Origin of the sequence: Rhizobacter koreensis (genome assembly GCF_013366375.1) — a bacterium.
In the GTDB taxonomy this organism is placed as follows: Bacteria; Pseudomonadota; Gammaproteobacteria; order Burkholderiales; family Burkholderiaceae_C; genus Schlegelella_A; species Schlegelella_A koreensis.
Genome location: NZ_JABWMJ010000002.1, coordinates 365,148 through 385,109 on the forward strand (window position 1 = coordinate 365,148; position 19,962 = coordinate 385,109).

Sequence of the window (19,962 nt, forward strand, 5' to 3'; positions counted from 1 at the left end):
CCTCGCCCGTGCGGCGCCGTCGCGCGGAGATCGCCCCTCGCCCCGAGTCCGCCGCATGTCCGTTCTCAAGCGCCACAACGTCCGTTCCGCGGGCGACGGCCCCTCCACCCTCGTCTTCGCGCACGGCTTCGGCTGCGACCAGAACGTCTGGCGCCACGTCGCTCCCGCCTTCCTCGACAGGCACCGCGTGGTGCAGGTCGACCTCGCCGGCTATGGCGGCTCGGCGCCGGGGAGCTACGACTTCGAGCGCCATGCGACGCTCGAAGGCCATGCCGAGGACCTGGTCGAGATCTGCGAGGCGCTCGGCGTGCTCCGGCCGATCCTGGTCGGCCACTCGGTGAGCTCGATGACGGCCCTGCTCGCCTCGCGCATGCGCCCCGACCTGCTCGGCGGCGTCGTGCTCGTCGCACCGTCGCCCTGCTACATCAACGACGGCGACTACGTCGGCGGCTTCGAGCGCGAGGACATCGACCAGCTGCTCGACACCCTCGACAGCAACTACTTCGCGTGGTCGCGGATGATGGCGCCGGTGGTCATGGGCAACGCCGACCAGCCCGACCTCGCCGACGACCTGGCCTCGACGTTCTGCCGCGCCGACCCGAACATCGCACGCCACTTCGCCCGCGTCACCTTCCTCACCGACAGCCGCCCCGACCTTGCCGACGTGCGGGTGCCCTGTCTCGTCTTGCAGTGCAGCGACGACGCACTGGCGCCGATCGAGGTCGGGCGCTACCTGCACCGCCACATCGCCGGCAGCGAGCTCAAGGTGCTGAAGGCGACGGGTCACTGCCCGCACCTCAGCGCGCCGCGGGAAACGATCGCGGCGCTGCGCCCGTTCGTCGCTCGCATCGCGAAGTCCAACAAGCGCGAAGCGGCGGCACGCGCGCGCGCCGCCGCGCGCCTGCCTGCCCTCGCGGCGTGACGCGCCAGGCGGAGGGCGCGGCGCCTCCGCTCGCGGACGAGGCGCTGCCGTGGGGGGTGCTGACCACGGCGGCCGACGGCCGCGTGCTGAGCCTCAACCGGCGCTTCGCCGAGTGGTGCGCTGCCCCCGCCGACCAGGTGGTCGGGCGGCGCCTCAAGGAGCTGCTCGCGCCCGCGAGCCGCATCCTCTTCGAAACGCACGTCGTGCCGATGCTCGAGGTGCAGGGCTTCGCCCATGAGATCGCGCTCGACCTCGCCGGCGCGCCGGGCAAGCGCGTTCCGCTCCTGGTGAGCGCGATCCGGCGCGCGGGCGCCATCTCGATCACCGCGTTCGACGCTTCCGAGATCCGCCGCCACGAGCGCGAACTCAAGGCGGCACGGCGCAGCGCCGAAGACGCAGCTGCGGAGCTCGCCCGGAGCAACGAGCGCCTGCGCGCGCGCTCCGACGAACTGCTGCTGACGCTCGAGTCGATCGCCGACGCGGTGATCACGACCGATCGCGACGGCAACGTCACCTCGATGAACCCGGCCGCCGAAGCGCTGGTCGGGCGTTCGCGCGCCGACCTCGTCGGCGCGCCGATCGCCGGGCTCGGCGAGATCCGGACCGACACCGACCCGCCGCAGCCGCTGACGTGGAACCCGACGCGCGACGAGCCGGTGCGCAGCGAGCGGCCGATCGCGCTGTGGCGCCACGACGGCGTGCGCCGGCTCGTCTCGGCATCGATGGCGCCGCTGCGCGACGCCTCGGGCGCGATGATCGGCGCGGTCTGGGTCGGCCGCGACGTCACGGACGAGCAGATGAGCGCTCGCCGGCGCGCCTACGAGGCGGTGCACGACCGGCTCACCGGGCTCTTCAACCGCGCCGAGCTCGAGCGCCGTGCGCAGGAACTCGTCGAGGTGCAGGGCGAGCGCGCCGGCGTGCTGTGCCACCTCGACGTCGATCAGTTCCGCGTCCTCAACAACACGCTGGGCAATCGCGCCGGGGACAGCCTGCTGGTGCAGGTCGCGGAGGTGCTGCGGGGGTCGCTGCGTCACAGCGACATCGTCGCGCGCGTCAGCGGCGACGAGTTCGCGATCGTGCTCGCCGGCTGCGGAAGGGACGACGCGCTGCGTCTCGCCGCCACGCTCTGCCAGGCCCTCGCCGAGCACCGCTTCGAATGGCAGGGCCAGGCGCAGCGCCTCACCGCCAGCGCCGGTCTCGCGCCGCTCTCGCCCGCCGATCCGCTCGCCACGGTGATGGCAACCGCGCACGTCGCCTGCGGCGCCGCCAAGGAAGCCGGCGGCAATCGCGCCAAGTGGTCGGGCCGCGACGACGCGGTGGTGCAGCAGCGGCGTGGCGAGATGGGCTGGGTCGCCCGGATCCAGGACGCGATCGCCGAGCGCCGCTTCGTGCTGTTCTTCCAGCCGATCGTGCCGCTGGTGGACTCGGCTGCGCCGCACGGCGAGATCCTGCTGCGCCTGCGCGACGAGCAAGGCCGGCTGCTCGGACCCGGCGAGTTCATCCCCGCGGCCGAGCGCTATCGGCGCATGCAGGACATCGACCGCTACGTGGTCGAGCACACGCTCGCCTGGCTGGCCGCCACGCCCGAGGTCGAGGTCTCGATCAACGTGTCCGGACAGTCGTTCGGCGATCCGGGGTTCTCGGCGCACGTCGCCGCGTGTCTGGCATCGACCGGCGTCGACGCACGCCGGATCTGCTTCGAGCTCACCGAGACCGCCGCGATGGGCGACCTGCAGGCCGCGCTGACCTTCATCGCGACCATGAAGGCGCGCGGCGCCCGCTTCGCGCTCGACGACTTCGGCGTCGGCCTCTCGTCGTTCACCTACCTGCAGAAGCTCCCCGTCGACGTGCTGAAGATCGACGGCAGCTTCGTGCGCGACCTCGTCGCCGACCCGGTCAGCCGCGCCATCGTCGAGTCGATCCGGCGCATCGCCACGCTGTGCGGGCTGAGGACGGTCGGCGAGTGGGTGGAGGACGCCGCGACGCTCGCCGCGCTGCGCGAGATCGGCGTCGACGCCGCGCAGGGCTATGGCGTCGGCAAGCCGGTGCCGGTCGCCGCCTGGCGCGACAGCCTGCGGCCGCACGCCGCGCCGCTCACGGCCGGCTGATCCGCGCGATCGCGCTGCGCGTCAGCACGTAGAGCGCGCCGTCGAACGGCGACGCGTGCAGGTCGACCGGGCTGTTGCCGACCTGCGCGAACGCGTAGGCAGCCTGGTTGGCCGCGTCGTAGCGGGCGACGAAGCCGCTGCCGAGATCGGCGAAGAAGTAGCTGCCGCGGTACTCGGCCGGGAACGTGCCGCTCGCCGGGTAGAAGCTGCCGCCGGCGATGGCGACGCCGGTGAGGAACCCGCCCGGCCCCGAGCCCGGCGGCGCCGCCGGGGCGTGACCGTACGCGAACAGCGGCGGCGTCGTGCCGGCGCTCACGTTGACCGGCCCTTCCGAGGCCGGCCAGCCGTAGTTGGCGCCGGCCGTGCCCGCGTCGATCTCCTCCCAGGCGTTCTGGCCGACATCGTTGATGTACATGCGGCTGCCTCCCGGCTCGAAGGCGAACGTGAAGGGGTTGCGCAGGCCGTACGCCCACACCGCGCGCGCGAGGCCGCTCGCGTTCGCCGCGAACGGGTTGTCGCCCGGGATCGTGCCGTCGGCGTTGAAGCGCAGGATCTTGCCGAGCGGGCTGGCGAGGTTCTGCGCATTCGCGGGATTGGCGTTCTCGCCGACGCCGACGTAGAGCTTGCCGTCCGGCCCGAAGTGGAGCGCGCCGCCGTTGTGGTTGGTCGCCGTCGACAGCACCGGCAGGTCGGCGATGCGGACCTCGCTTCCCGCCGAGGCGACGTCGCCGACCGCGGTGAAGCGGCTGATCCGGTTGTGCGCGCCGCCCTCGGGTGTCGTGTAGTGCAGGTAGACCCAGCCGTTGGCGGCAAAGTCGGGGTGGAGCGCGACGCCGATGAGGCCGCGCTCGCCGCGCGAATCGACGTTGAGGCGCACGAACGGCTCGGCGAGCAGCACGCCGCCCCTCACGACGCGCAGCGTGCCGCCCTGCTCGGCGACGAAGAAGCGTCCGTCGGGGGCCTGCGCGAACGCGGTCGCGTCGACGAGACCCCCGACCCAGCCGAGGTTGCGCGTGAAACCGGCCGGCACCACACGGCTGCCGCCGAACTCGACGGTCGCGCTGCTCCACGCCGACACGTTGCCGGCGGCGTCGCGCGCGCGCACGCGCAGCACGTGCTGGCCCGAGGCCCAGGCATTGCTGTCGATCGTCGCGCTGTACGGCCCCGGGCCGGGGACGCTCGCGACCTGGACCGCATCGACCTGGAACTCGACCGCGGCGACGCCGACGTTGTCGCTGGCGCTCGCCTGCAGCGTGAGCGTGCCGGCCAGGCCGCTCGCGAGCGGCGCGGGCGCGCTCAGCGCCGCGCTCGGCGCCACGCTGTCGAGCTCGCCCACCGGGGTGCCGCCCGAGCCGCCGCCCCCGCACGCCACGAGCGCGACGCCGACGAGCGCGGCAGCGGCAGCCGGCAGGCGCCGCGGCGATCGGGCCATGATGGAGCTGGACGGGCGCACGGCGATCTCCTCGGACGCGACCCGCCGATTCTGGCGATGCCGCGCAGTCTTGTCCTGCCCGGGTGCCTTCACCGATGCCGGGCGCCGGGCGCGTCCCGATAATCGACGCTCCTGCCCTCGCCTCGATGGCGTTCTCCCGGAGCTTCCATGACACGCGTTTTCAACTTCAGCGCCGGCCCCGCGGCGCTGCCCGAACCGGTGCTGCGCCTCGCGGCCGAAGAGATGCTCGACTGGCACGGCTCCGGCATGTCGGTGATGGAGATGAGCCACCGCGGCAAGGAGTTCATCGCGATCCACGCCGAGGCCGAGGCGCTGCTGCGCGAGCTGCTCGCGATTCCTGCCAACTACAAGGTGCTGTTCCTGCAGGGCGGCGCGATCGGCCAGAACGCGATCGTTCCGATGAACCTGCTGCGCGGCAAGACGCGCGCCGACTACGTCGACACCGGCGACTGGTCGAAGAAGTCGATCAAGGAAGCGGGCCACTACTGCACCGTCAACGTCGCGGCGAGCGGCAAGGGCAGCAACTTCACGGCGATTCCGAAGCAGGACGCCTGGCGCCTCGACCCCGACGCGGCGTACGTCCACATCTGCTCGAACGAGACGATCGGCGGCGTCGAGTACCACTGGACGCCCGACACCGGCAGCGTTCCGCTCGTCGCCGACATGTCGTCGAACATCCTGTCGCGCCCGATCGACGTCAGCCGCTACGGCCTCATCTACGCCGGCGCGCAGAAGAACATCGGCCCGGCCGGCCTCACGATCGTGATCGTGCGCGACGACCTGATCGGCCAGGCGCTGCCGATCACGCCGACCGCGTTCGACTACGCGCAGCAGGCGGCCAACGACTCGATGCTCAACACGCCGCCGACCTACGCGATCTACATCGCCGGGCTCGTGTTCCGCTGGATCAAGGACCAGGGGGGCCTCGCGGCGATCGAGGCGCACAACCGGCGCAAGGCGGCGATCCTCTACGACTTCGTCGACTCGAGCGACTTCTACACGAGCCCGATCGCGCGCGAGGACCGCTCGCTCATGAACGTACCGTTCAAGCTGCGCGACGAGAGCCTCGATGCGGCGTTCCTGAAGGGCGCCGAAGCGCGCGCCATGAAGCAGTTGAAGGGCCATCGCTCGGTCGGCGGCATGCGCGCCTCGATCTACAACGCGATGCCGATCGAGGGCGTCGAGGCACTGGTCGCCTACATGAAAGAGTTCGAGGCGTCGAATGGATAGGCCATTCAACGTCCGCGTGCTGAACCAGATCTCGGCACGCGGGCTGAAGCGCCTGCCGGAGGGGCGTTACCGGGTCGGCAAGGACGTCGAGGCGCCCGACGCGATCCTGGTGCGCTCCGCGGACATGCACGCCGGCGACATCCCGGCGAGCGTGCTGGCGGTGGCGCGCGCCGGCGCCGGCACCAACAACATCCCGGTGGCCCGGCTCAGTGCGCGCGGCGTGCCGGTGTTCAACGCGCCCGGCGCGAACGCCAACGCGGTCAAGGAACTGGTGCTCGCCGGCATGCTGCTGGCGGCGCGCAACCTGGTGCCCGCGCTCGGCTTCGTCGCCGGACTGCACCCCGAGCAGCCCGAGGCCGAGATGGAGCGCGCGGTCGAGGAAGGCAAGAAGGCGTTCGCGGGCAGCGAGCTGGCGGGCCAGACGCTCGGCATCGTCGGCCTCGGCAAGATCGGATGCCTGGTCGCCGACGCCGCCATCAAGCTCGGCATGAACGTGCTCGGCCACGACCCCGAGATCACGGTCGACGCGGCCTGGAGCCTGCCGGCACAGGTGAAGAAGGCCGCGAGCGTCGGCGAAGTGCTGCGCCAGGCCAACTTCGTGACGCTGCACGTGCCGCTGATCGAGGCCACGCGCCACCTCGTCAACGCCGACAACGTCGGCTCGATGAAGCCGGGCGCGGTGCTGCTCAACTTCTCGCGCGAAGGCGTCGTCGACGAGGCGGCGGTGCTGAAGGCGCTCGCGACGCGCACGCCGGCGTGGTACGTGTGCGACTTTCCGAGTCCGGCGTCGGTGCGCCACGAGCGCGTCATCGCGCTGCCGCACCTGGGCGCCTCGACGCAGGAGGCCGAAGAGAACTGCGCCTCGATGGTGGTCGACCAGCTGCGCGACTATCTCGAGCACGGCAACGTCGCCAACGCGGTCAACTTCCCGGCGGTGTCGATGACGCGCGAGTCGCGCTACCGCGTCGCGATCGCCAACGCCAACGTGCCGAACATGCTGGGCCAGATCTCGACCGCGATGGCGGAAGCGGGGCTCAACATCCACAACATGGTCAACAAGTCGCGCGGCGACGTCGCGTTCACGCTGGTCGACGTCGACAGCGACGTCGGCGCGGCGACGCTCGACGCGCTGCGCGCGATCGAGGGCGTGCTCTCGGTGCGCTACCTGCCGCTGCGCGACTAGCGCCGGCTCAGATCGCCGGAGCGGTCACGCCGTCCGCGGTCTGCGGCTCGGCAAGGTGCGCGAGGGCGGCGACGATGTGGGCGATGTCGTCGTCGCTGTGTGCGGCGCTGAGGCTGATGCGCACCAGGCTCAGACCCGACGGCGTCGCCGGCGGGATCATCAGGTTGGTGTAGATGCCCGCGTCCATGAGGCCCTGCCAGACGCCGAGCGCCCCTTCGCGCGTCTCGAACACCAGCGCGACGACGGGCCCCGGCGTGTCGGTGCCGAGCTGATAGCCCAGGCGCGCGACCTCGGCGTACACGTGGGCGGCGTGGCGCTGCAGCCGCTCGCGCAGATCGTGCCCGGCGAGCACGAGGCGCAGCGCCTGGTGCGTCGCCGCGATCACCGGCGGCGCCGGCGACGCCGTGAAGATATACGGCCGGCTCACCATCCGGGCGAGCTCGAGGTCGGCGTGCCGGCTGAGACAGAAGCCGCCGACGCCGCCCAGGCTCTTCGAGAACGTGCCGACGATGAAGTCGACCTCGTCGAGGAGGCCGAGCTCCTCGCAGATGCCGAGGCCGCGCGCGCCGAACACGCCGAACGAATGCGCCTCGTCGACCAGCAGGAAGGCGCCGTGACGCCGAACCACGTCGACGATCTCACGCAGCGGCGCCCGGTCGCCGCGCGTGCTGTAGAGGCTCTCGACCACCACCAGCGTGCGACGTGCGTCGTCGCCGAGCCGCTCGAGGCGGCGCGCGAGGTTCTCGACGTCGTTATGGCGGAAGCGGATCGTGGTCGCCGCGCTCAGGCGGCAGGCGTCGTGGATGCTGGCGTGGCTGTCGGCGTCGACGAGCAGGAAGTCGTCGGCACCGGCCAGCGCCGACAGCGCGCCGAGGTTGGCCTGGTAGCCGGTCGAGAACACGATGGCGGCCGGCCAGCCGAACGCGTCGGCGAGCGCGCGCTCGAGTGCGCGATGGCCGGCGAAGTTGCCGCTCGCCATGCGCGAGCCGGTGGTGCCGGTGCCGAAGCTCTGGATCGCCTGGATCGCCGCGGCGCGGCACGTCGCGTCGTGCGTGAGCCCGAGGTAGTTGTTGGTACCCGCGAGGATGACGCGACGCCCGCCGATGGTGCCGGAGGTCGCCGACTGCACGGCGTCGATCGGCGTCGCGATCGGCGCGACGCCGCCGGCTTCGGCGAGGCTCGCCTGCAGCGCGCGCTGCGGCGCGAACTTGTCGAACAGGCTCACGCCGGCCCGGCCGGCGCGCCGCCGTCGATCAGGCGGCAGATGCCGGTGCGCAGCTGGTTGACGGTGCTCGCCTCGGCGAGGCTCTCGACCGGGATCGAGACGTCGAGCCGGTCCTCGATCTCCATGACGAGGTCCATCACCTCGACCGAGTCGAGGCCGGCGACGAGCGCCAGGTCGGCGTCTCCGTCGATATCGGCGGACGCCGGCTTGATGGTGCCAAGGGCGGCACGAATGGCGGCCTCCACGCGCGCCGTGGTGTCGGTCACGCGGCGCTCCTCAGCGGCTGGCCGCGAGCGCGAGCTCCTCGCGCGCGGCGCGCGCCGGCGCCGGCTGCGCGACGAGGCCGATGCGCGGCTCGCTCAACGCCACGTCGCTCAGGCGCTGCAGGAACTCCTTGCGCGCGGTGCTGCGCGAGAGCTTGCCGGACGAGGTGCGCGGCAGCGTGTGCGGTGCGACCAGCTCGACCAGGCACTGAATGCCGAACTCGGACTGGATCGCCTTCTGCAGGCGCTCGCTGAGGCTCGCCAGCCGGTCCGGATCGGACTCGCGCACCTGAACCACCAGCACCGCGGTCTCGCCGTCGTCGTCGTCGGGCACCGAGAACGCCGAGGCATCGGTCGGGCGAACTTCGGGCTGCTGCTCGGCCAGGTACTCGAGGTCCTGCGGCCAGATGTTGCGGCCCTTGATGATCATCAGGTCCTTGGCGCGACCGGTGATGTAGAGCGCGCCGTCGGCCAGGTAGCCGAGATCGCCGGTGTTGAGCCAGCCGTCCTCGCTCAGCACCTCGCGGCTCGCCTCGTGGTTGCCGAAGTAACCCGACATCACGCTCGCACCGCGCAGGTGGATGCGGCCGCAGCGGCGCTCGCCGAGCACGGCGCCGCGATCGTCGCGGATCTCGACCTCGTAGCCGGGCAAGGGCTTGCCGCAGTTGATGAAGGTCTTGACCTTGCCGCCCGCGCTCGCCGCGCGCGCCTCGCCGCCCCTGGACAGCAGGTCGACGTCGATCTGGTCGCTGGTCGCGCCCTCGCCGGGGCGCGCGAAGCTGACCGCGAGCGAGCACTCGGCCATGCCGTAGCACGGCAGGAAGGCGCGTGCATCGAAGCCGGCCGACGCGACCGCGGCGGCGAACTGGCCGAGCGATTCGGGGTGGATCATCTCGGCGCCGACGCCGGCGACGCGCCACGACGAGAGGTCGAGCGCGTCGGTGTCGCCGGCGCGCAGGCGCCGTGCGCACAGCGTGTAGCCGAACGGCGGACTGAACGAGATCGTGGCGCGATTGCGCGAGATGAGCTTGAGCCAGAGCCGCGGGCGCATCGCGAAGTCGCGAGTCGGGAGGAAGTCGACCGAGCGCTGGGTGGCCACGCAGCCGAGCACGATGCCGACGAGGCCCATGTCGTGGTAGTACGGCAGCCACGAGCAGAAGCGGTCGCCCTCGACCAGAGGAAAGCCGTCGTTGAAGATGCCGCGCAGGTTCGCCATGACGGCCGACTGGCGGATCATCGTGCCGCGCGGAAAGCGCGTGCTGCCCGAGGTGTACTGCAGGTAGGCGAGCTCTTCCGGCGCCGGCGGCGGCGGCGCGTCGTACGCGACCGCGAGGGTGCGGAAGTCGTCGGCGGTGCCGGCGAGCGTCATCGAAAGGCCTTCGCTCGCCTCGTGCAGGAAGCCGATGAACTCGGACGGCGCGAACGCGGCGACCGCGTTGCAGTCGCGCAGCAGCTGGCGCAGGTGACGGATGTAGGCCTCACGCCCGCCCAGGTGCACCGCCGCGGGCAGCGGCACCGGCACGAGGCCCGCGTACTGGCACGCGTAGAACATCACCACGAAGTCGGGGTGCGTGTGGGCGACCAGAGCCAGGCGCTGACCGCGACCGAGCGGCGCGAGGTGACGCGACATCTCGAGCGCGCGCTCGCGCAGCACGCGATACGGCAGCGTGGCGGTGAGCTCGCCGCGGCCATCGTAAAAGTTGAACCCGGAATCGCCGGTGGCGGCGTAGTCGAGCGCTTCGGCGAGGGTGGCGAAGTCGGCGCTGCGCAGCGCGACGCCGCTGACGGTCGGTGTCGGGGCCGGGCCGTCGTGAAGAGGCTCTGCGCGGTTCACGGCAAGGCTCGAACTCACAGGCTACCCCTCAACAACGACTCCTCTGCCATGCAAGGCTCCGCCCCAAAAACACGAAAATGTAGCGTGCACGCAGCGTGCGACGCAACGCGCGTGCCTGAGTGGAACCAAAAAGCCACAGTGCCCATCGGCGGCGCAACGTTCATCGGGTTTGACTTGACTTTCATCGTGGTGCAAAGCCTCAGCAGGAGACCTCGTCCACCCTGGCCGCGAGAGCTGCCAGGGTCGGGTGATCGAGCAGGTCACTGACCTCCACGCGCCCGGGGAACTGACGCTCGATCGCCTCGTGCAGGCGCGCCAGCGCCAGCGAGCCGAGCTCGATGTCGAGCAGGTTGGTATCAGGTCCGATCGCGCGCTCGGGAATGGTGCGCCGGCAGATCGCCAGCAGCGCAGCGAGCGTCGACGCGGGCACCTCGGTGTTGCGGGGCTGCAACAGCGAGGTCAGCTCGGAACGCACAACGTCGAACTCGCCGGCCTCGAAGGCGGCGGCGAGCGCGTAGCGCTGCAGCTTGCCGCTGCTCGTCTTCGGAATGCGCGCGACCGGCACGACGTGCGCCACCTCGACGCCGGCCTGGCGCGCGACCGCTTCGCGCAATGCGAGTGCCCTCGCCGCGAAGCTGGAGAGGTCGCCGCGATGCAGCACGAAGAGCGCGAGCTCCTCGCTCTCGGCATCGGGTCCGCGCACGCCGGCGGCGGCGATCCGGTTGGTTTCGATGCCGGGCACGCTTTCGGCGATGCGCTCGAGGTCGTGCGGGTAGTGGTTCTGACCGTTCACGATCACGAGGTCCTTGGCACGCCCGGTGATCACGAGCTGACCGTCGGCGACGAGACCGAGGTCGCCGGTGTCAAACCAGCCGTCGGCGGAGCGGCGAGCGGCCGTCTCGACCGGGTCGCGGTAGTAGCCGGCAGTGACGTTGGCCCCGCGAACCTCGACATGGCCGACGACGAGCTCGCCGACCGGCGCACGGCTCGAATCGGTGATGCGGATCTCGACGTCGGGCACCGCGCTGCCGACCTTCACGAACTCGGCGCCGCGCGCTCCCGGCGCGGCCGCGCGCACGCGCTCGCCGACGCCGAGCTGCCCTCGCTCGAGCTCGATCGTCGCGAGCCTCGAGCCCGGACGCGGAAAGCTCACCGCGAGCGTCGCCTCCGCCAGCCCGTAGACGGTAAACATGCTCTCGGGGCGCAGGCCGTGCGGCGCCATCGTCCGGGCGAAGCGCCGGCACAGATCGGCCGAGATCGGTTCGGCGCCGTTGTAGATGAGGCGCACGCTCGAGAGGTCGAGCCGCTCGGGCGGGCGCAGCGCGTACTGCCGCAGGTAGTGCTGGTAGCCAAAATTCGGCGACGACAGCAGCGTCACGCGGCGCCGGCTCGCGAGCTCGAGCCAGAGCAGCGGGCGGCGCGCGAACAGGTCGGTCCGCATGATCGCGTGGCTCGCGCCGCACGCCAGCATCTTCAGGTGAAAGCCGATCAGCCCCATGTCGTGCGACAGCGGCATCCAGCTGAGCGACGAATCGCGATCGGTCAGGTTCGCCGCATCGATCATCGCGGCGATGTTCACCGCGAGGTTGCGGTGGGTCAGCATCACGCCCTTGGGCGAGCCGGTCGAGCCCGACGAGTACTGGATGAACGCGAGGTCGTCGGGATCGGGGTCGGTCGCCTCGCCCGCCGCGCCGGATGCATCGAAGCTGCCGGCGAGCAGCGCGGCCTCGCGCAGCCGGGCGGCATCGCGGCTCAGGTCGTGCGCCGCAGCGTGGGCGTCGAGGCGCTCGAGGCCGGCGCGGTCGATGTAGACCGACGCGCGTTCGAGCTGGGCGAACACGCGCAGCAGCTTGACCACGTGCTCGTCGGCGCCGGCGGCAGCGAGCGGCACCGGCACGATGCCGCCGAGCACGCAGGCCCAGAACATCTCGACGAAGCGCTCGTTGTCGCCGACGAAGAGCACCATCGTGTCGCCGCGCCCGAGACCGCGGCGTTGCAGCGCGCCGAGCAGCGCGAGCGCGCGATGGCGCAGGGTGCCGAACGTGATCGTGCGCTGCTCGTCGACGCCGTCGATGAACGTGAGCTCACGGTCATCGCGGCTGGCGGCAGGCAGGATCGCGCTGAGCGTCTCGAATCGCGGCATCGGCTAGGTCAGGACAAACGCCGTCGGCGGCGAACGCGCGGTGCGCGAGCGACCAGCTCGAAACGGGTAACGGCCGGAGTCCGCGCCTCGAGCGCAGCAAGGCGGCTGCGCGAGCGGCGGGGCGGCCCCGGATGGCGGGAGCCGTCGAAGGTTCCGCCCGGCGGGTGATCCGGCAAACCTGCGATTATGCCGCCCATGCGCACCACCCTGCAGCCGTGGCGGTCAACGTCCTGATCGGCGCCGAGTTCGCGCTGCCCGCATCGCTCGAACGCGCCTGGCTCGACCTGCTGCCGCCGGCGCGGCGCGCGCGCATCGCGGCACGCCCCGAACCGCGGGGCCGCGCGCGCTCGCTGCTCGGGACGCGACTGCTGGCCGAAGGGTTGCTGCGGCTCGGCCACCCGCCCGCGGCGCTGCAGTCGATGCACGAGGCACCCGGCGGGCGTCTCGGCCTCGGCGTTCCGGTCGACATCAGCGTCTCGCACGCGGACGGCCTCGTCGCCTGCGCGCTGTCGACCGCAGGTGCCGTCGGCATCGACGTCGAGGCGCTCGGTGCCGCGAACGCCGAGCACTTCCGCATTTACCTGAGCGAGGCCGAACGGGCGTGGGCCGGCGTCAGCCCGGAACGCTTCCTCGCGATCTGGACCCGCAAGGAGGCGGTCGTCAAGGCAGCCGGCACGGCGGGGCTGGCCGCGGTTCCCGCGGTCGACACCATGGTCGGCCCCGAACACGCGTCGCTGAACGGGACGCTCTGGTGGACGCCGGCGCTCGCGGTCGGCCCCGGCTACGCTGCGCACCTGGCGCTGGCGGACGGTCCGAAACCGATCAGCCTGACGCGCATCGAGCGCGCGGCGCTGGAGCGCGCGCTCACCTGAGGCGCCGTGGCGCTCACGTGACGGATTGCGTCCGGCCCGCGTCTTGCGACGGAACCGGCCGTCGGGGACGGTAAGCTCGCGTCCCACGAAATCTGGAGGACTGGTGCGCTCATTCCCTTCCCTGCCGCAACGGGCGGTCATCCTCGCTGCCGGACAGGGCAGCCGCCTGCTGCCCCTGACGGAGCAACTGCCCAAGTGCCTGCTCGACCTGAGCGGGCGCAGCATGCTCGAGTGGCAGCTGCGCGGGCTCGCCGCGGCCGGCATTCCCGAGGCGGTCGTCGTCACCGGTTTTCGCGCCGATCTGGTCGAGGCGGCGCTCGAGCGGATCGCTCCGCCCGGCCTTGCCGTGCGCACGCTCTTCAACCCGTTCTACAAGCTCGCCGACAACCTCGCGAGCTGCTGGATGGCGCGCGCCGAGATCGCGGGCGGCTGTCTCATCCTGAACGGCGACACGCTGTTCGAGCCGGCGATCGCGCAGCGCCTCGTCGACGCGCCGGCCGCGCCGATCACCGTGACGATCGACCGCAAGCCGAGCTACGACGCCGACGACATGAAGGTCGAGACCGACGGCGGGCGCCTGCGCGCGATCGGCAAGACGCTGCCGGCCGAGCGCACCGACGGCGAGTCGATCGGCTTCCTGCGCTTCGACGCCACCGGCGCCGGTCACTTCGTCGCCGAGATCGAGCGCACTATGCGCACCCCCGAAGGCCCGGCGCTCTGGTATCTGTCGGCGATCCATCGCCTCGCCAACGCCGGCGTCGACGTGCGCGTGGAGTCGATCGAAGGCCTCGACTGGGGCGAGCTCGACTTCCCTGCCGACCTCACCTGGGTGCGCTCGCTCTCGGCCGGTTGGCAGGCGAAGTCGCACGCCGCGGCAGCGCACACCGATCTGCAGACAGCCTGACGACCTGCAGCCCGCGCGCGGGCTGGCCGTGGGCGCTGCCTCGGGTGCGATCAGCGTTGCTGAGGGTTGCAGGCGATGGCGAATGCGAGCGCTGCGAAGGCGCTGCAGGCGTCTTCGACCGGCGCCCTCCGGCGCCATCGGGTCCACCTGCAAGTCGGGCGCCGGCGCCGTGCACGCAGCGCTGCGTCTCAGTTCCCGTCCACTCCGGTGGCCGCCGGGACACCCCGCGCCGCGTCGGCCGCGACCAGGCGCCGCACCAGGTCGAGGTCGTCCATCTTGTCGACGTCGATCGCCGCGCGTCCGTCCGCAAGGCTCACCACGGCGAGGCGTGCGCCGCCACCGAGCTGGCCGAGGCGCGCCGCCGCGGCCGGAAGCGACAGGCGCCCGAGCAGGTAGCGCAGCGCGAAGGTCCAGCCGAGGCGACGCACCATGCGCAGCGGGCGCTTGCGCTCGCGCTCGAGTTCGCCCCAGAACGCGATCGCACCGGCCGCCGCCGGCCGCGCCAGCAGGAACAGGTTGCAGCCCGAGAAGTCGCCGTCGGCCATGCGCAGCCAGGTCCGGCGCGTCGCCGGCGCGGCGGCCTCGACCGCGTCGCGCCGCGCCAGCGCGGCGGCGAGGTCGGCCTCCGGCGGGCACGCAGCCAGGAACTCGTCGATCCAGCGCGACTGGAGCAGCGCGTGATCGGCGGTGGTGACGAGGAGCGGCACGCCTTCGGCAGCCAGCGCGGCCGCGACGCTCGCGCTCGGGCCCGCCTCGGGCGCGCGCGTGGTGACCGGCTTGCCGCAGCCCTCGACGCCCGCAAGTCCGCGCAGCAGCTCCGGGCGCTCGATCACGACGACGATGCGCGCGACCGCGGCGACGGCGGCGAGCGCGCCGACGACGCGCTCGATCATCGTGCGGCCGCCGACCTCGATCAGCGCCTTGTGGCTGACGCCGGCCGCCGCCGCGAGCGGGTCGCCGCCCGGCCGCGTCGCCGCCAGCACCAGTGCGGTCAGGCCGCGCGGCGCCTGCTGGGGCGCCGTCACGCCGCCGGGACGGGCGCGCCGAGCGCCTTTTCGTAGACGCGGTAGGTCTTGTACGCGACCGCGCCGAGCGACTCGATCACGTTGCGCATCGGCCGGTTGTCCTCGAGGATCCACGACAGCTCGATCTCGCGCGCGCCGCGCGCGCGCAGCCCCTTGGCGAGCTCGTCGATGATGAGGAACGGCACCAGGCCGCCGACCAGGCCGCCGTCGAAGCTGCGCCGCACGCCCATCAGCGGCACCCGCGCCGTCTTCGCGCCGCGCTTGAGGCGCCACAGCAGCTTGGCCCAGTTGAACGGCAGCAGGCGCCCGTTGAAGTCGGTGATCAGCTCGTTGAGGTTCGGGAGCGCGATGCCGAAGCCGATCGCCTTGCCGTTCATCTCGGCGATCACGACGCAGCGCGGGTCGATCAGCGGCTTCATGCTCTTGGCCATGTGAGCGATCTCGGCCTCGGTGAACGGGATGAAGCCCCAGTTGCGCGACCAGGCGTCGTTGAAGATCTCGGTGACGGTGTCGAACTCCTCGCGGTAGCGCTTCACGTCGAGGTTGCGCACCGTCAGCGTCGACGCCTGCCGGCGGTCGATGAGGCGACGCGCCGACGCCGGCAGCTCGCGCTCGATGTTCACGAGATAGGCGATCACGTCCTTCGCCTTGGCGTAGCCGAGCGCCTCGAGGCGGCCGCCGATGTACCGCCGGTCGTGCCCCATCAGCAGCATCGGCGGCGTCTCGAAGCCGTCGATCAGGAGCCCCGTCTCCTCGTTGATCGAGAGGTTGAACGGGCCCAGCACGCGGCGCTTGCCGCGCGCGCGGAGCCAGCCCTCGGCGGTCTCGAAGAGCGCCGCGAAGATCGCCGGATCGTCCTCGGCCGCGATCATCCCGAAGTGGCCGACCTCGGGGTCGGGCACCAGGCGGTCGACCTGCGCGCTGATCCGGCCGACGTCGCGGCCGTCGCGACGGGCCAGCCAGAACTGCACCTCGGCATGCGCGAAGAACGGGTTCTTCTTCGGCGAGAGGGCGTCGCGACGCTCCTGCTGCAGCGGCGTCACGAAGTGCGGGTCGCCGGCGTGCAGGCGCGCCGGCAGCGCGATGAACCGGTCGAGCTCGGCCGACGTGCTGACCGGGATGATTTCGAGGTTTGCCATCAGAACTCCGGGCGCGCCCGACCGCGCGCGAGAAAGCCGAGCCAGATCGTGCGAGCGCTGTGCCAGGCGAACGTCAGGCCCTGCCAGGCCGTGATCAGGTAGAACCCGGCCGGCCCGGCGCCGACCAGCAGCGCGAACGCCATGATCGTCATCGTGATGTTGCGGCGCGCGATGAAGCTGCGCACGCGGCCGTCGAGCTTCGTCGCCGCGTGCAGCGCGAAGCCGATGCGGCGCTTGGCGATCGCCAGCACGATGCGGTCGGCGAAATAGAACACGATCAGCCAGACCGCGGCCTGGTAGAGCGGGTCGGCCCACGCGCGCGCTCCCAGCCCCCAGGCCCATGCGAAGTACCAGAACGGCGGGTGCACCTGGTCCAGTCCGTGGTCGAGCACGTTGCCGATCTTCGAGTCGGTGAGCGTCACCCGCGCGAGCTTGCCGTCGACGCTGTCGAGCACGCTCATGCCGTACGCGCAGACGAAGCCGAGCAGGAAGTCGCCGCGCGCGAAGAGCGGCACCGCGGCGAACGTGAGGACCACCGAGAGCAGCGTCACCGCGTTCGGGTGGATGCCGAGGCGGATGCACAGGCGAACCAGCGGCCAGACCAGCGGCGGGTACACGTATCGCGTCAAGAGGTCGGTCGAGCCCTTGTAGTTGTCCCAAAACATCTGGCGCTCGAGGCGCCGCCGCGTCGCCGCACCGTCGACCGCGTAGATCCAGTACGGCAGCGAGCGCCGCAGCTTGTCGACGTAGGCGGGGAAATCGGCCTCCGCGAGCGGCGCGATGCGGCCGGCAGCGAGCAACGCGTCGGCCACTTCGCGCAGGTCGCGCGCATCCGGCGGAATTGCATCGGCGAGCGGCGGGTCGAGGCGCAGCACCACCGCACGCTGGGCACCCTCGCCACGCGCGGCGACGCACGGCGCCGCACGACCGGCGAGGTAGCCCACGAGGCGCGGGTCGACCGCGTTGGCGCCGTCGACGGCGACGATGCCGCCCGGGCTGGTCACGAGCGCGGCACGCAGGCGCGTGCCGAGCGGCGCACCGGAGCTGTCGCCGCGCGCGCCGAGCCAGCGCGCGGCGCCCGCGTCGGGGCCCGACAACGTGACCGCGTCGATGCCCTTCACCTTGCCGGCCGTGAGGCGCAGGCGCTCGAGCGGCGCGACGCCGAACAGGCATTCGGCCGACGCGGCCGACGCGGTATCGATCCAGAGATTCATAGACGTTCGCAGGCGCGCACCCGCAGGAGGCCCAACAGGCCGAAAAGAAGAGGCGCCGCGAAGGCGGCGAGCGGCGCCGGCAGACGGCCGCTCGAGCCGAAAGCGCCGAACATGCCGTCGCACAACAGGAAGGCGAGTCCGAGTGCGAGGGCCGCGAGCATGCCACGACCGCCGCGGCGGTCGCGCGGCAGCGCGGCAGCGACCGGCAGCGCGAGCAGCAGCATGACGATCACCGCGAGCGGCGCGGCGAACGAGCGGTAGAGCGCGGTGCGGTAGTAGCTCGTCGCCTGGGTGCCGACGCGCGCGCCGGTCAGCACGTCGGCGAGCATCGCGCTCGACAGGTACGGCCGCGACACGTCGAGGCGCAGCACGTCGTCGGGGCGCAGGTTGGTCTGCCACTCGCGCGCGGGCGCGTCGACGCGGCGCACCGCGCCGTCGGCGAGCGTGACTTCGGTGACCCCCTCGAGCTGCCAGCGCTGGTCGCTCCAGCGCGCGCTCGCTGCCGAGATGCGCGACGCGATGAGGCCGCTGGCATCGCGCTGGTAGATGCGCAGGCGCTGCAGATGCCGCCCGTCCGGGCTGATCGCCTCGATCGACACCGGGCCGGTGCTGGTGTGGGCCCAGCGCCGCGCCGCCGGGTCGTCGGCCGGCGCGCTCGCGTTCCACCACTGGCGCAGCGCCGTCTCGGTGCGCGGCAGCACGCGCTCGCTGACCGCGAACTGCGCGAGCGCCAGCACCACCGCGAGCGGCAGCAGGTAGGCGAGGACGCGCATCAGGCTGACCCCCGACGTGCGCATCGCGCCGATCTCGAGGCGCAGCGCCATCGCGCGCAGCGCGAGCAGGGTGCCCAGCAGCATCGCGAGCGGCAGGCCCAGCACCAGTTCGGCGGGCAGTCGCAGCAAGCCGTAGTGCAGCAGGTCGCGCAGGCCCTGGCCGCGATCCAGCACGTCGTTTGTGACGCCGAGCAGGTCGAGGAGCTGCATCAGCCCGGTGAGCACCGCGAGGACCGCGACGACTTGCAGGCCGACGCGCTGACGCAGATAGCCGGGCAGCGTGCCGCGCGCGAGGCGCGACTTGCGCAGCGACGTGGCGGCGCGCTCGCGGTCGCGCGAGGGCCACCACTCGCGGATGCCGCGCTCGAACGCGCTCTCGATCGCGTTGACGGCACGCGTCACCGGGTTGTCGCCCGGCCACGCGAGGCTGCGCCGGAAGATCCAGACGCCGAGCAGCGCGAAGCCGAGGAACGGAAGCCAGAGCGCCGGCAGCGCCGCGACGCGGCCGCTGTCGGCGAGCCGCTCGCCGAACTGCAGCGCGTGGTGCAGCGCGAAGAGGGCGAGCGTCGCGAACACCACGCCGGGCGCGCGCCGCCCGCGCTTGGACGCGATGCCGAGCGGCAACGCGATCAGCGGCAGCAGCGGCGGGATCAGCGCCCGCGCGAGACGGCCGTGGAACTCGGCGGCGACCTTGGGGTCGCGGCCGCCGCTTCGCATGTCGCGCCAGAGCTCGGCCGAGGTGCGCTCGCGCACCGACGCCCCGCGCGGGCGGAACGGCGGACCACGCGGCGTGAGGTCGCGGCTCGCCACGCCTTCGGGGAAGCGCAGCGTCGAGACCACCGCGCCGTCGGCGACCCGCACGACGAGGCCGCGCTGCAGGTCGAGCGTCCAGCCGCGGCCGTCGCCGCGCGGCTCCAGGCGGCCGCGCGCCGCGGTGGTGATCTCCTCGTATTGCGGCGTGCTTCGCTCGGCGAACACGTTGCTGAGGCCACGCCCGTCGGCATCGACGGTATCGGCGCTGAAGACGTTGCCCTGGCCGGTGTCGACGAAGCGGTTCTCCTCGATGCGGGCGACCCACGCGGTCTGGACCGCGCGCTGCACCGCCACCTGGTAGCCGTAGCGCGTGTGCGGCTGCAACTCGCTGAAGAGATAGAGGTTGAACAGGGCGAGCAGCGCGCCGAGCGCGAAATACGGGGCGGCGATGCGTGCCAGCGAGCGCCCGGACGACAGCATGATGTCGAGCTCGCTGTCGTCGACCAGCGTGGCGGCGGCCATGAAGATCGCCGCCGTGAACGCCATCGGCAGTGCCATGCCCAGGTAATGCGGCACCAGGTTGGCCGCCATCGGCAGCACGCTCCAGAGCGGCGCGCCGGACGATGCGGCGATGTCGAACAGGCGCAGCAGTCGCTCGAGCAGCTGCGACATCAGCAGCACCCCCAGCGCCGCCACCAGCGGCACGATCAGGAGGCGCAGCGCGTGGCGGTCGAGGCGGTCGGGAACGAAGGGGCGCAACGCGCGCCTCTAGCGGTGGCGGGGGGCGCCGACCGGCGCGCGCGAGCCGGGCGGATGCCCGTCACGATCGGCCGGCGGGGGGCCGGCGTGCGCACCCGGCCGGCGGCGGCCGGCAGCCAACCGGAAGTCGGCCGCGCCGCGACCGCGAGCAGCGAGCTGCAC

General features: G+C 72.2%; 15 protein-coding genes. 6 read left to right on the top strand and 9 right to left on the bottom strand.

Annotated elements, in window-relative coordinates; all coding sequences use genetic code 11:
• The first annotated feature begins 55 nt into the window (after positions 1 to 55).
• Together HQN59_RS05505 and HQN59_RS05510 are read left to right on the top strand one after the other, a co-directional pair.
• Positions 56 to 922, top strand: a complete 867-nt coding sequence (locus HQN59_RS05505) for an alpha/beta fold hydrolase (protein ID WP_176066895.1) — start codon at positions 56 to 58, stop codon at positions 920 to 922.
• Positions 919 to 3,030, top strand: a complete 2,112-nt coding sequence (locus HQN59_RS05510) for an EAL domain-containing protein (RefSeq protein WP_176066897.1) — start codon at positions 919 to 921, stop codon at positions 3,028 to 3,030. Before HQN59_RS05505 ends, HQN59_RS05510 begins: the two co-directional genes overlap by 4 nt.
• On the opposite strand, the gene HQN59_RS05515 is transcribed toward HQN59_RS05510, so the two are convergent.
• Positions 3,017 to 4,483 carry a PQQ-dependent sugar dehydrogenase gene (locus HQN59_RS05515; RefSeq protein ID WP_176066899.1) on the bottom strand — a complete coding sequence of 489 codons (1,467 nt, stop codon included), beginning with the start codon at positions 4,481 to 4,483 and terminating at the stop codon, positions 3,017 to 3,019. The two genes, HQN59_RS05510 and HQN59_RS05515, sit on opposite strands and share 14 nt — an antisense overlap.
• A 147-nt stretch (positions 4,484 to 4,630) precedes the next feature.
• On the opposite strand from HQN59_RS05515, the gene serC reads away from it, so the two are divergent.
• Complete coding sequence (gene serC, locus HQN59_RS05520) at positions 4,631 to 5,713, top strand: 3-phosphoserine/phosphohydroxythreonine transaminase (protein ID WP_176066901.1); 1,083 nt, start codon at positions 4,631 to 4,633, stop codon at positions 5,711 to 5,713.
• Positions 5,706 to 6,896 (top strand): phosphoglycerate dehydrogenase, encoded by a 1,191-nt coding sequence (locus HQN59_RS05525; protein WP_176066903.1) that lies wholly within the window; start codon positions 5,706 to 5,708, stop codon positions 6,894 to 6,896. Before serC ends, HQN59_RS05525 begins: the two co-directional genes overlap by 8 nt.
• Before the next feature lie 7 nt (positions 6,897 to 6,903).
• On the opposite strand, the gene spt is transcribed toward HQN59_RS05525, so the two are convergent.
• From spt to HQN59_RS05545, 4 genes are all read right to left on the bottom strand, one after another.
• The gene (spt, locus tag HQN59_RS05530) at positions 6,904 to 8,121 is read right to left on the bottom strand and encodes a serine palmitoyltransferase (protein ID WP_176066905.1); all 1,218 of its coding nucleotides are present in this window, start codon (positions 8,119 to 8,121) and stop codon (positions 6,904 to 6,906) included.
• Positions 8,118 to 8,387, bottom strand: coding sequence for a phosphopantetheine-binding protein (locus tag HQN59_RS05535; protein WP_176066907.1), 270 nt, complete (start codon positions 8,385 to 8,387; stop codon positions 8,118 to 8,120). The genes spt and HQN59_RS05535 overlap by 4 nt, the downstream gene beginning before the upstream one ends.
• A gap of 10 nt (positions 8,388 to 8,397) precedes the next feature.
• The gene (locus HQN59_RS05540; RefSeq protein ID WP_176066909.1) at positions 8,398 to 10,218 is read right to left on the bottom strand and encodes a fatty acyl-AMP ligase; all 1,821 of its coding nucleotides are present in this window, start codon (positions 10,216 to 10,218) and stop codon (positions 8,398 to 8,400) included.
• A 199-nt stretch (positions 10,219 to 10,417) separates the two neighbouring features.
• Entirely contained in the window at positions 10,418 to 12,361 is a 1,944-nt protein-coding gene (locus tag HQN59_RS05545) for a non-ribosomal peptide synthetase (RefSeq protein ID WP_176066911.1), read from the bottom strand.
• A 215-nt stretch (positions 12,362 to 12,576) separates the two neighbouring features.
• Between HQN59_RS05545 and HQN59_RS05550 the strand changes: the two genes are divergently transcribed.
• Together HQN59_RS05550 and HQN59_RS05555 are read left to right on the top strand one after the other, a co-directional pair.
• Positions 12,577 to 13,233 carry a 4'-phosphopantetheinyl transferase superfamily protein gene (locus HQN59_RS05550; protein WP_176066913.1) on the top strand — a complete coding sequence of 219 codons (657 nt, stop codon included), beginning with the start codon at positions 12,577 to 12,579 and terminating at the stop codon, positions 13,231 to 13,233.
• A 103-nt stretch (positions 13,234 to 13,336) separates the two neighbouring features.
• Positions 13,337 to 14,137 carry an NTP transferase domain-containing protein gene (locus HQN59_RS05555; protein WP_176066915.1) on the top strand — a complete coding sequence of 267 codons (801 nt, stop codon included), beginning with the start codon at positions 13,337 to 13,339 and terminating at the stop codon, positions 14,135 to 14,137.
• 188 nt (positions 14,138 to 14,325) lie between these two features.
• Here the strand turns inward: HQN59_RS05555 and HQN59_RS05560 are convergent, their stop codons facing one another.
• The 4 genes from HQN59_RS05560 to HQN59_RS05575 are packed head-to-tail and all read right to left on the bottom strand — an operon-like array spanning position 14,326 to position 19,800.
• Positions 14,326 to 15,162 carry an NTP transferase domain-containing protein gene (locus HQN59_RS05560; RefSeq protein WP_176066917.1) on the bottom strand — a complete coding sequence of 279 codons (837 nt, stop codon included), beginning with the start codon at positions 15,160 to 15,162 and terminating at the stop codon, positions 14,326 to 14,328.
• The gene (locus tag HQN59_RS05565) at positions 15,159 to 16,301 is read right to left on the bottom strand and encodes a dATP pyrophosphohydrolase (protein ID WP_176066919.1); all 1,143 of its coding nucleotides are present in this window, start codon (positions 16,299 to 16,301) and stop codon (positions 15,159 to 15,161) included. Before HQN59_RS05565 ends, HQN59_RS05560 begins: the two co-directional genes overlap by 4 nt.
• Positions 16,301 to 17,515, bottom strand: coding sequence for a CDP-alcohol phosphatidyltransferase family protein (locus HQN59_RS05570; protein WP_176066921.1), 1,215 nt, complete (start codon positions 17,513 to 17,515; stop codon positions 16,301 to 16,303). The genes HQN59_RS05565 and HQN59_RS05570 overlap by 1 nt, the downstream gene beginning before the upstream one ends.
• Positions 17,512 to 19,800 carry an LptF/LptG family permease gene (locus tag HQN59_RS05575; RefSeq protein WP_176066923.1) on the bottom strand — a complete coding sequence of 763 codons (2,289 nt, stop codon included), beginning with the start codon at positions 19,798 to 19,800 and terminating at the stop codon, positions 17,512 to 17,514. Before HQN59_RS05575 ends, HQN59_RS05570 begins: the two co-directional genes overlap by 4 nt.
• Positions 19,801 to 19,962 lie beyond the last annotated feature (162 nt).

What these genes read in the sequence shown, in the direction of transcription:
- HQN59_RS05505 (WP_176066895.1), top strand. Translation starts at nt 56, where the DNA reads ATGTCCGTTCTCAAGCGCCACAACGTCCGTTCCGCGGGCGACGGCCCC.
- serC (WP_176066901.1), top strand. Translation starts at nt 4,631, where the DNA reads ATGACACGCGTTTTCAACTTCAGCGCCGGCCCCGCGGCGCTGCCCGAA.
- HQN59_RS05525 (WP_176066903.1), top strand. Translation starts at nt 5,706, where the DNA reads ATGGATAGGCCATTCAACGTCCGCGTGCTGAACCAGATCTCGGCACGC.
- HQN59_RS05545 (WP_176066911.1), bottom strand. Translation starts at nt 12,361, where the DNA reads ATGCCGCGATTCGAGACGCTCAGCGCGATCCTGCCTGCCGCCAGCCGC.
- HQN59_RS05565 (WP_176066919.1), bottom strand. Translation starts at nt 16,301, where the DNA reads ATGGCAAACCTCGAAATCATCCCGGTCAGCACGTCGGCCGAGCTCGAC.
- HQN59_RS05570 (WP_176066921.1), bottom strand. Translation starts at nt 17,515, where the DNA reads ATGAATCTCTGGATCGATACCGCGTCGGCCGCGTCGGCCGAATGCCTG.